This window comes from Mycobacterium sp. 1274756.6, assembly GCF_001668625.1.
Classification (GTDB): Bacteria; Actinomycetota; Actinomycetes; order Mycobacteriales; family Mycobacteriaceae; genus Mycobacterium.
The window spans coordinates 43,457-53,656 of record NZ_LZLJ01000005.1 but is presented as its reverse complement, the minus strand read 5'-3'; the positions used below and the strand labels follow the sequence as shown (position 1 = coordinate 53,656).

Here is a 10,200-nt window from a genome sequence, read left to right as displayed (position 1 = left end):
GCTGATCGCCTCGGAGTCGGCGTTCGGCGCCAAGACCGCGCTGATGCGCAGCACGATCGCGCAAGCCGAGCAGTCCGCGCTGGCGTCGCAGGCCTTCCACCAGGGTGAGGGTTCCGCCGCCTTCCAGGCCGCGCACCTGCGCTTCGTGGAGGTCGCCGCCAAGGTGAACTCGCTGCTGGACATCGCCCAGGCCAACCTCGGCGAGGCCGGCACCACCTACGTGGCCGCCGACGCCGCCGCCGCTGCTGCCTACACCGGCGGCGGAGCCTAAGCCCCGACCTTCCGTACCGAAAGGACCACTGATGTCTCAGATCATGTACAACTACCCGGCGATGCTCGGTCACGCCGGCGAGATGAACGGCTACGCGGGCGCGCTGCGGGCCGTCGGCGCCGACATCGCCACCGAGCAGGCGGCGCTGCGCGGCGCCTGGCAGGGTGACACCGGGCTGACTTACCAGAGTTGGCAGGCCCAGTGGAACACTGCGATGGAAGAGCTGATCCGCGCCTACCACGCGATGGCGGGCACCCACGAGGCCAACACCCTGGCCATGCTGGGCCGCGACCAGGCGCAAGCAGCTAAGTGGGGCTAACGAGCAGTGCGACCCAACGCGGTTGAGCTGACGGTCGACCAGGCGTGGTACATCGCCGAAACCATCGAAGCGGGCTCCTTCCCGTGGGTGCTGGCGATCACCACGCCGTACCAGGACGCCGGCGAGCGGGCGGCGTTCCTGGCCGACCAGGCTGACGAATTGGACCAGCTGGGACTGTTGGCACCCGACGGTGCCGTCAACCCGGCGGTAGCCGACTGGATTCGGGTGGTGTGCTTCCCGGACCGTTGGCTGGACCTTCGCTACGTCGGTCCCTCCTCCAGCCCGGTAGCGGGAGCGACGTCGGTTTTGACCGCGGTGCCGGTGAAGCCCAGTCGGCCGGCTCCCCGCTGCGACGCGGTCGCGGCTGGATCGGGCCCGCCCGCATCGGCGTTCATGTCCATGTACTCGTGGCCGAAGTCCTTCATCTGCTTGCGCTGGCGACGCCGGGCGCGGGCCTGCTCCCGGTTCATCGCCCGCACTCCGGCGGCTGCGGCCGGGATGCGGGCGGCCGGGGCTTTGGCGCCGGACCGGTCGTTGATGGTCGGCCCGACCGCCGGCCCCCAGTCCTCGCCGCGGACCACATAGCCGACCGCTTCGGCTCCGGTGACCGGAACGGGGGCCGCGGGCGCCGGCGGTGCGGCTGGTGCGGCTGCCGGCGGTGCGGCCGCCGCCGGTGCCACCGGCGCCGGGGTCACCGGCAGCGGCGGGTGGTCGGTGCGGGTGCTGACCGCCTCGGGCTCGCGGGCCGGTTCTTCGGCTGGCGCCTCACCAGCGGGCGCCTCGACACCGGCCTGCGGCAGGATCGCGTTGATGCCCAAGCCGAGAACCAGCGGCAACACCAGCGGGGCGCTGAGGATCATCGCCCAGGTGGGCCAGCCGACGAGGTTGAAGAACACCTGATAGCCGACCAGAAACAGCAGGGGCAGGTTCGCGAATGGGTTGAGTAGGAAGCTCAGCAGCTTCTGGGGGTCGGTGAAGAGTTCGAGGAACTGCCGCATCAGGTCCCCGAGGTTGAGCGAATTCCCCGAATCTGCGGCCTGCGCCTGGGCCCGTGCCTGCATCATCGACGCCTGAGCGTCGCCGGCCTCGCCGACCCCCGGTTTGAGCACCATCGGCGCCGGTACCGATCGCGGGGTGGAGGCCATCGCCGTCGTGGCGGTGACCTGGTAGGTGCTCATCGCGACCGCCGCCTGGACCCACATCCGGATGTAGTCGGCCTCGTTGAGTGCGATCGGGATGGTGTTGATGCCGAAGAAGTTGGTGGCCACCAGAACCCCGTGGATGGCGTGGTTGGCCACCAGTTCCGGCATGGTGGGCATCATCGCCAGCGCCGCGGTGTAGGAGCCGGCCGCCACCTGCTGTTCGGCGGCGGTCACCGCCGCGTTGGCTCCGGCCTGCGTCAGCCACGCTACGAACGGCAGGTGCGCCGCGCTGTAGGCGGCCGCGCTCGGCCCCTGCCAGGAGCCGGACTGCACCGCGGCTACCGTCGCGGTGATATCCGCTGCGGCTTCGGCGTATTCGGCGCTCAGCGACGACCAGGCGGCGGCCGACGCCAGCAGCGGCCCCGGCCCGGGGCCGGCCGACAACAGGGTCGACCACACCTCCGGCGGAGACGCCATCCAGACGGGCCCGACAGGCATCGATCAGGCTCCAGCGATCCCGTAGGTGGCAGCCGCCGCCGCATCGCCGGTGGCGTAACTGATTCCGGACTCGCCGACGCCGATCCCGGCGCGGCCGAGCTCTTCGACGCCTTGCGCGGCGATCGCGGTGTGCTCACTGCCCTGGGCGCTGAAGCCGGCCGCCGTCTGCAGCGAGACGGGGTCCGCGGCGGGCGGGATCACGGCGGTGATCGCCGGGGCGGCCGCCGCATGAGCCGCCGCCAGGCGGGCGGTGAGCGCCTCCACGGCGGCGCTGGCCGCCTCCAAGCCCTCGGGGACAACGCGAAGTGTCATCGGTTCTGCTCCTTTCGATCGGTCGGGCGGGGTGTCACCGGGCCACTCCCTCGGTGACCAACGGGTTGACCAACTGCAGGAAGGTCGGGGTGTCGCTGTCGGCCAGCAACATGGCGCGACCGGCCGGCATGCGGCTGAACCGCTGGCCGCGGACCTTGCCGCCGTCGGTCGGGTTGCCCGACAGCATCAAGGTGACCGCCTGCAGGTCGTTGAGCCGGCGCAGCAGCGGGTTGGTCATCAACGCGTGCCCGGAGCCGCTGGCCCGGGCGGTGACGATCACCCGCAGCCCCAAATCACCGGCCTCCGAGAGCAACCCGATCAGGTTGGTCCACGGCCGCTGCCCGGTGTAGGGCCCGGTCATGGCGGGTCCGTCCGGGATCTGGTCGACGTCGTCGATGATCAGGTAGTGGGTGTGGCCCTGGAAACTCCAGCGCGCCAACTGCTCCGGTGGCAGCCCGGCCGGTGGGCGGCGCTGTTCGATCAGGGCCGACAGCCCCAGCATCGCCGGGATGATGCGGTCGATGTTGGCGGTGTACTCGTTCTCCGGGAACAGCGGTTCGTCGACGAGGTGCAGTCGGCGGTCCAGCACGGTGAACGCCACCCGGTCGGCCGTCGAGTTGTCCCGGATGGTGCGGATGAGATGACGCAGCAGCGTCGTCTTGCCGGACTTGCTGTCGCCGAGCACCATCACCAGCGGGTTGTCGGCGAAGTCGAGATCGACCGGAGCCAGGTCCTCTTCGCGCTGCCCGATCGTGATCCGTTCGCCGCCGGTCCACAACGGTTCCAGCGCGGTGGGCGACAGGTCGGTCGGCAGCAGTCGCACCGGCGGGGCGCTGACACCGGGGTAACGCGCGTTGATCGAGGAGATCTGCCCGAGGTCGGGCGACGCGATCAGGAAGTGCTCGGCCGCCATGGTCAGGCCGCGGCCCGGCTGATCGGCCGGAACCGACTCGGCGGGCCGGCGCAGCGCGCCGGGCACCCGAACGTTGCTGTCGCGCGGGTCGTGCAGTTTGAGCTCCAGGCGCAGGCCCAGCCCGTCGCGCATCGCCAGCGGGACCTCCAGCCAGTTCGGCGTGGTGATCACCACGTGAATGCCGTAGGCCAGACCGGTGTTGGCCAGTTCGGTCACCTTCGCCAGCAACGGGTTACGGGTGTTGAACTGGTCGGTGTTGTCCCGGCTGAACGCGTACAGGTTGTCGATGACCAGGAACACCTCACCGAAGCCGTCGTCGAAGCCACCGGTGCTGCCGTTGGTGCGCCGGAAGGCCTGGCGCTGCTGGCGGGAGAGCAGCAACTGCTCGATCTCACCGAAGGTGCGCCGGATGCGTTCGGGCTCCAGGCCCGACGTGACGCTGCCGACGTGGGCCAGCTCCTCCAACTCGCGCAGCTTTCCGCCGCCGTAGTCCAGGCAGTAGAACGTCACCTCGCGGGGCGAGTGCAGGCTGGCCGCCGACAGCATGAAGGTCTGCAGCGCGGTCGTCTTCCCGGACTTGGGGCCACCGTGGATGACGATGTTGCCCGAGGCCGACGCGGCGTCGAAAACCAGCGGGTCGCGCCGCATCTCGAACGGCTTGTCGATCTCGGCGAGCGGCCAGCGCAGGGTGCTCTGCCCGACGCCGCTGCGGACCAACAGGCCCTCCAGCGGGATGTCGGTGTCCAGCGGCGGCAGCCACAGTTGCGGAGCGCGCGGACCGTAGGCGGTCAACTGGTCGCCGATGGTGGCGATCAGCTTGCGCGGCGGACCGGTCGGCTCGTCGTGCTGGTCACCGACCACCACGGTGTCGTGGTCGGGTTCGACCCGGCCGGCGGTGAACAGCTTCGGTCGCGGGTCGGAGTGCACCACAACGGTCCTGGCCGACCGCGGCGGGTCGTAGATGCCGTCGACGTAGGTGCTGCGGAACTTGATCGGCGCTGCGCCGGGTGCCGGCACCAGGAAGCCGACGCCTTTGTGCTCCTTGCCGGATTCGATGTGGTAGGCGTCCTCGACTCCGATGATCTGCCGCGAGACCGACGGACTGGCCACCTTCAACCCGATCCGGTAGGAGGTGTTCTTGTCGATGTCCTTGATCTTGCCGACGTCGAGGGTCTGCGACGCGAACAGGATGTGGATGCGGAACGAGCGGCCCTTGCGCGCCACGTAGTCGAACAGTTCGGCGTACTCGGGGTGGTCGGCCAGCATCAGGCTGAACTCGTCGGCGACCACGAAAAGCGTCGGGATCGGCGGGAATTCGGGGCCGGACAGACCGCGGTCCGCGATCGCCGCCTCGTACTCCGCGACCGAGTTGAAGGTGCTGCCCTGCACCGCGCGGCCGGCCTCCCGCAACAGCAGCTCCCGGCGGGCGACCTCGCCGCGCAGGGTGTCGGCGAACCGGTCGGCCAGCGACTTCTTCTCGGCCATGTTCGAGATCACCGCGACCACCTGCGGGAAGTCGCGGAAGATGTCCGCGCCGGCCTCACCCTTGAAGTCGGCGTAGATGACGATCAGCCGCTCGGCGGAGTGGGTGGTCAGCAGCGACAACAGAATCGACATCAGGGTCTGGGACTTACCCGACCCGGTCATCCCGATCATCAGCCCGTGCGGCCCCATGCCGCCCTCGGCCTCGTCCTTCAAATCGAAGTACAGCGGTTCGCCGGTGGCGGTGACGCCGATCGGCACCCGCAGCTCGTCCTCGCGCCGGCGCGGGGCCCACAGGGCGGGCACATCGAGCTGCGTGGCGTCGGGGATGTCCAGCAGCGTCGTGAAGGTCGCACCGCGGGTGGCGGCCGACTGCAGCCCGACGTGGGTGGGGTTGGAGTCCCATCGGGACAGCCGGCGGGCCAGGTGGGCGGCGTCGGCCACCGCGAGGCGGTCGGCGGTGTCGACGAAGTCCTGCCAGCCGCCGGTCCCCCAGCGCTCCAGCCGGCCGTCGACGACGCGCAGAATCGGCCGTTCGGGGTCGGGGTACTGCTCGCGGTGCGGCGCGGTGGCGGTGCGGTGGATGACGGTGACTCCGGCGCGGCCGGCCCCGAGCGGGGAGGCCTTGACGTCGAAGTCGGGGTCGTCGATGACGATCAGCAGGTGCCGCAGCGTCTCGGCCGGTTCGCCGGTGAACGCGGGCCGCTCGGCGAGCATCGGGCGCAGCCCGTGCACCAGGTCCTCGGCATCCGACCAGAGGGCACGCGCCGAGCCGACGCCGTCGATCTGGCCGGGAATGTCAACGTGCGGAAGCCATTTCAGCCACGACCAGTCGGAGTTCTCCAGATCGGGGGCGGCCAGTGCGACGCCGAGCACGGTCGGGTCGTGCCAGGTGATCGCTTGCGCCACCCAGGCACGCAGCACCGCCCGTACGTCCTCGGCCCGGGTCTCCGGGTCGGCGGCGTCGGTGACGACGGTGATCTGCGACATCCGGCCCAGGCTCAACCCGACCGGGGCGTCGCGGACGATGCTCTGGGTTTCCAGCAGACTGCGCAGCGCGCTGTGCGAAACCGGTTCCAGGTCGATTTCGTCGACGGTGTCCTGCACCCGCAGCTGGGTGTCCAGCGCGACGTCGTGCAGACCGGTGCGCAGCACCAGGAAGTCGTCGTCGCGGGGGTCGCGTTCCCACTGGCGCCGGGTGCCCGCGACCGTCGACAGGGTGTCCGGCTCGGGGTGCGACCATTCCAGCCGGGTGCGCTGCTGGGCGGCCTGACCGCGGATGTTGTCGCGTACCACCGAGAGATAGCGCAGGTAGTCGGCGCGCTCCGCGTCGACGGCGGCGACCCGGTTCTTCTGGTTGCCGCCGCGGAAGAATCCGGTGGCCGCGAACAGCAGCACCAGCGGGAAGAACAGCACCAGCGGCGAGATCATCCGGACACCGGTGGCCACGATCGCCACGATGGCGCCGACGACCAGCAGCACGATCAGCACCGGCAGCGCGCGCTGCAGCAACGTCGCCGGGATGACCCGCGGCAGTTCCGGGGGCGGCTCGATCGCGATGGTGCCCTTGCGGGTCGCCGGAGGCGGGACCCGCCGGCGGGCCTCGAAGATCAATCGGCTCATCGGGTCTCCTGTGCGGCCCGCACCGTGCGGCCGGGCCGTGAGTCGGGCGCCAGGCTGTCGCGGGCGATGAGCGCATCGGCGCGGGACAGCGCGGGGCCGGGAGCGAACAGGGTCAGCAGCGACCAGGGGATCGGCAGCGCGGGTGGCGTCAAACCGAGTGCCTCAACGGTTTTCGAGTCTCCCGTGGGTCCGGAAGCCTCATCGATTCCGTAGCGGACCCCGGTGTCGGAGATCCAGTACAGCGAGCCCTCGATCGGCGAGGTTGGTTCCGCGCCGACGATCTGGGCGAAGTACCCGGTCCCCGAGGGCAGCGCCACCCGGCTGGCCGTGCCCTGCGCGGCACCGACCAGGTCGACGGTGTGCACGCCGTCGGGCACCGGCAGCGTCGAGCCGGACAGCAACGTCAGTTCGCTGGTGGCCGCGCCGTCGGGCTTGCTCCAGTGCGCGCAGGTCACCGGGGCGGCAGCGGGATCAACCGGGGCGACGCGCTGGTCGGGGTAGCGCGCGGTGTCGAGCATCCGGGACACCGGCAGTGCGGCGATCGCGTCGGCGGACAGCCTTGGCGGCTGAGCGAGCCCGTAGGAGTCGGTGTTGCGCAGCAACGCGGCCAGCACCGGTGAGATCGGCTGCAGCCCATCGGGCAGCACGGCGTAGTACAGCGCGGAGTTGTCGGTGGCGTAGGCGACCACCACTCCGCCGATCGGAGCGGGCGCGGGCAGCTCGTAGTGCGGGGGCTGGCCGGCGTCGGGGATCGGCGGGGCCGCCAGGGGCGGCGCCTCGGGGATCGCGTTGAACAGGCCGTGGGCGATCGGGCGCGGGGCCGGCAGGTCCACACCCCAGCCCAGCGCGCCGGTGATGGCGCGGTCGCCGAGGTCGATCGGGCTGCGCTTGCCGTCCCACAGCAGCCAGGTGCCGTTGCCGTTATCGACCAGCACGGCGTGCTGCGCGTCGAGCGCGCCCGCGCGGGTGCCGTCGGTGCGCGGCGGGCCGGCGATCACGGTGACGCCTGCGCTGGAGCCGGTGGCCGCGTCACAGACGGTCCAGTCCGCGTCGGCGACGTCGGTCTGCACCATCCGCTCCGGCGCGCCGGGGATGCCCAGCAGGTTTCCGCGCGGGATGGCGTCCAGCTCACTGGTTTTGACGGTCTTGGGGCTGACCGGCTTTCCGACGATGAGCCGCGCGGAGGTGAGGTTGAGTACCGGATGCAGCTGTTCGCCGAGCCGCACGTACAGCGCGGCGGTGGACCGGTCGGCCAGCACCGGCTCGTTGCCGGGAGCGCCACCGGGCCGGATGAACGAGAAGACGAAGAAGCCTAGCACGGCGGTGATCGTGATCAGGGCGCCCATGACCACCGAGCGGCTCTGGGTGCGCAGCGGCTCGACCAGCATCCGCGCGTCGTGCAGGGCCACCCCCGAGGCGATGCGCCGCATCACGAAACGCCATCCGCTGACCTGGTGCTTGGTGACGAAGCCGCGCCGGTAGACCACCCGGTCGGGGTTGTCGTTGACCGGGGTGCGCGAGGCGAACGACCGGCGGTCGTCGTCGGCGTCGTCGACGTAGTCGCTCATGCCGGCACCGTCAATCCGAGGCCCCGCAGCAACGGCGTGACCGAATAGCCGACGTCCGCGGCGGTGATCGTCATCAGTTCCTCATCGGTGAATTCGCCGGTGCCGGCCTGTTCGGAGTGGTCGAGGCGGTATTCGCGTTCCTCCTCGGAGCGCTCGACGAGGTTACGCACGAAGCGGCCGTTGCCGGCGATGTCGAGGCTGCGCCGCTCCACGCCGTTGGCGTCGGGGGTGGAGCCGGCCGCCAGGTCGGCGAACAGCTTCTCCATGTCGTCCAGCGCGGCCTGCTCGAAGACGCTGTCGCGGTGTTCGGCCATCACGTGGGCGATCTCGACCAGCTCGGCCGGGGTGTAGGACGGGAAGTCGATGCTGCGGGTGAAACGGGACCGCAGACCCTCGTTGGTGTCCAGAAACCGGTCCAGGTCGGCGCGGTAACCGGCGATGATCACCACCAGCCGGTCGCGGTCGTTCTCCATCCGCGCCAGCAGGGTGTCGATCGCCACCAGACCGAAGTCGTTCTTGGCTCCGGTGGCCACCAACGCGTAGGCCTCGTCGAGGAAGAGCACGCCGTCGAGGGCGCTGTCGATGATGGCGTTGGTCTTGGCTTCGGTCTCGCCGATGTGCTGGCCGATCAGGTCGGCGCGGTGCACCTCTTTGACGTTCTCCTTCTTCAGCAGACCGAGGCCGCAGTAGATCTTGGCCACCACCCGCGCGATCGTGGTCTTACCGGTGCCGGGCGGGCCGGCGAAGATCAGGTGGTGGGTGCGCTGGGCGACGGTCAGGCCGCGCTCCTGGCGCATCAGGCCCATCGCCACCGAACTCTTGAGCCGCTGCACCTGGTTCTTCACCTCGTCGAGGCCGATGAACTCCCCGAGTTCGCGTTCGGCCTCGGCGAGCAGTTGGGCCTTGCGTTCCTGGGCCTCCGGGTCGATGAAGTCGCCTTCGTCGGGCTCGGTGGCCGGGTCCCACGGGTCGGTGCGGGCGTCGATGCGATCGGCGGTGGTGGTGGCGATCCCGAACGAGCGGTCGTTGAGCGCGTGCTGGACCTGCTCGTTCTCCGGGTTGGCCGCGTACAGGTCCTGCAGCACCTCTTCGGCGGACTCCTCGTCGACGTGCACGCGCAACACCAGGCCACGGGCCAGGGCGCCGTCGACGGCGGCCACCGGGATGGGGCCGTCGGGCTCCTCGAGGTAGGACAGGGCCGCGGCGTGCATGCCCAGCCGGGCCAGGCTGATGCCGAGGGTGACCTTGACGGCGTGGGCGAACAGCTCGTCGAGAGCCGGGTCGTTGACCATCGAGGTCAGCAGCTTGACCACGTCGGCCCACCGCTCGGCGCGGTAGTGGACGGTCGCGGTCACCCACCGGGCCTCCCGCCACGACGGCCGGCGGTCGGTGATCTCGGTGACGATGCGGTGCGCCTCGGCGAACGCGCCGGTGGAGGCGAGCGCGGCCGCGTAGGCCAAGTGGTAGTCGTCGGGCTCGGCGGCGCGGAACCGCAGGTACAGGCCGCTGTCGTAAGTGAAGGTCACCGACCCGGGCGGCAGGTCGAGTTCGCGCTGCAGCACGCCGGCGCTCGCCGCGGTCGTCGAGACCGCTTCCAGCACCCGCGGCGAGTCGTCGCCCGCGGCTGCCAATCCCACCCAGGCGTCGCACTGGTCGTGGGCGATGCGGGTCAGCGCAGCGAAGCCGCTCCGGGCGGCGGGGAGGTCGGCCGGTCGCTGCCGACCGTGCACCGTGACGCCCAGGGCCCGGCAGCAGGTAGCAAACCGGCTGGCGATGTCGCTGTCGACGCGGTGCACGACGGACCGGCCGGAAAGCGTGCCGGTATCAGCGTTAGCCACCGGAGACCGCCCTTCCAACATAGCTTTACCTAACCTAACTCGGTGAAGTTAGCACTGCAGCAGGTTCGCTGTCGAGGCGAGTGCCGATGCCCAGGTCTGCGGGCTGATCACCGCGCCTGCGGCGTCACCCCCGCAAACACCGGCCCGCCCCGGCGACGCCCCAACGTTATTGAAAATGATTTTCGTTAGGCACGATACCGCACCTCCGCGATGGCATGAACCCGGCCTCCACGG

General features: G+C 70.5%; 7 protein-coding genes and 1 pseudogene. 3 read left to right on the top strand and 5 right to left on the bottom strand.

Features of this window, described 5'->3' with window-relative positions; all coding sequences use genetic code 11:
- Position 1 precedes the first annotated feature (1 nt).
- The 3 genes and pseudogenes from A5643_RS00795 to A5643_RS18520 all read left to right on the top strand — a co-directional run.
- Positions 2–271, top strand: a complete 270-nt coding sequence (locus tag A5643_RS00795; protein WP_231995397.1) for a type VII secretion protein EsxS — start codon at positions 2–4, stop codon at positions 269–271.
- 31 nt (positions 272–302) lie between these two features.
- On the top strand, positions 303–590 hold the full coding sequence (locus A5643_RS00790; protein ID WP_066851115.1) for a WXG100 family type VII secretion target: 288 nt from the start codon (positions 303–305) through the stop codon (positions 588–590).
- Positions 591–596: 6 nt separating this feature from the next.
- Positions 597–908, top strand: a pseudogene (locus A5643_RS18520) (ESX secretion-associated protein EspG); the annotation flags it as partial.
- Here A5643_RS18520 and A5643_RS18515 read toward each other — a convergent pair.
- The 5 genes from A5643_RS18515 to eccA are packed head-to-tail and all read right to left on the bottom strand — an operon-like array spanning position 851 to position 9,966.
- Positions 851–2,230, bottom strand: a complete 1,380-nt coding sequence (locus A5643_RS18515; protein WP_082948635.1) for a PPE domain-containing protein — start codon at positions 2,228–2,230, stop codon at positions 851–853. The pseudogene A5643_RS18520 and the gene A5643_RS18515 overlap by 58 nt on opposite strands.
- 3 nt (positions 2,231–2,233) lie before the next feature.
- Positions 2,234–2,542, bottom strand: coding sequence for a PE family protein (locus A5643_RS00780; protein ID WP_066851113.1), 309 nt, complete (start codon positions 2,540–2,542; stop codon positions 2,234–2,236).
- Positions 2,543–2,576: 34 nt separating this feature from the next.
- Positions 2,577–6,560: a type VII secretion protein EccCa gene (eccCa, locus tag A5643_RS00775; RefSeq protein ID WP_066851112.1), complete on the bottom strand. Its 3,984-nt coding sequence runs from the start codon at positions 6,558–6,560 to the stop codon at positions 2,577–2,579.
- Positions 6,557–8,128, bottom strand: coding sequence for a type VII secretion protein EccB (eccB, locus tag A5643_RS00770; protein ID WP_066851111.1), 1,572 nt, complete (start codon positions 8,126–8,128; stop codon positions 6,557–6,559). The genes eccCa and eccB overlap by 4 nt, the downstream gene beginning before the upstream one ends.
- The gene (gene eccA, locus A5643_RS00765; RefSeq protein ID WP_066851110.1) at positions 8,125–9,966 is read right to left on the bottom strand and encodes a type VII secretion AAA-ATPase EccA; all 1,842 of its coding nucleotides are present in this window, start codon (positions 9,964–9,966) and stop codon (positions 8,125–8,127) included. The genes eccB and eccA overlap by 4 nt, the downstream gene beginning before the upstream one ends.
- Positions 9,967–10,200: the final 234 nt, after the last annotated feature.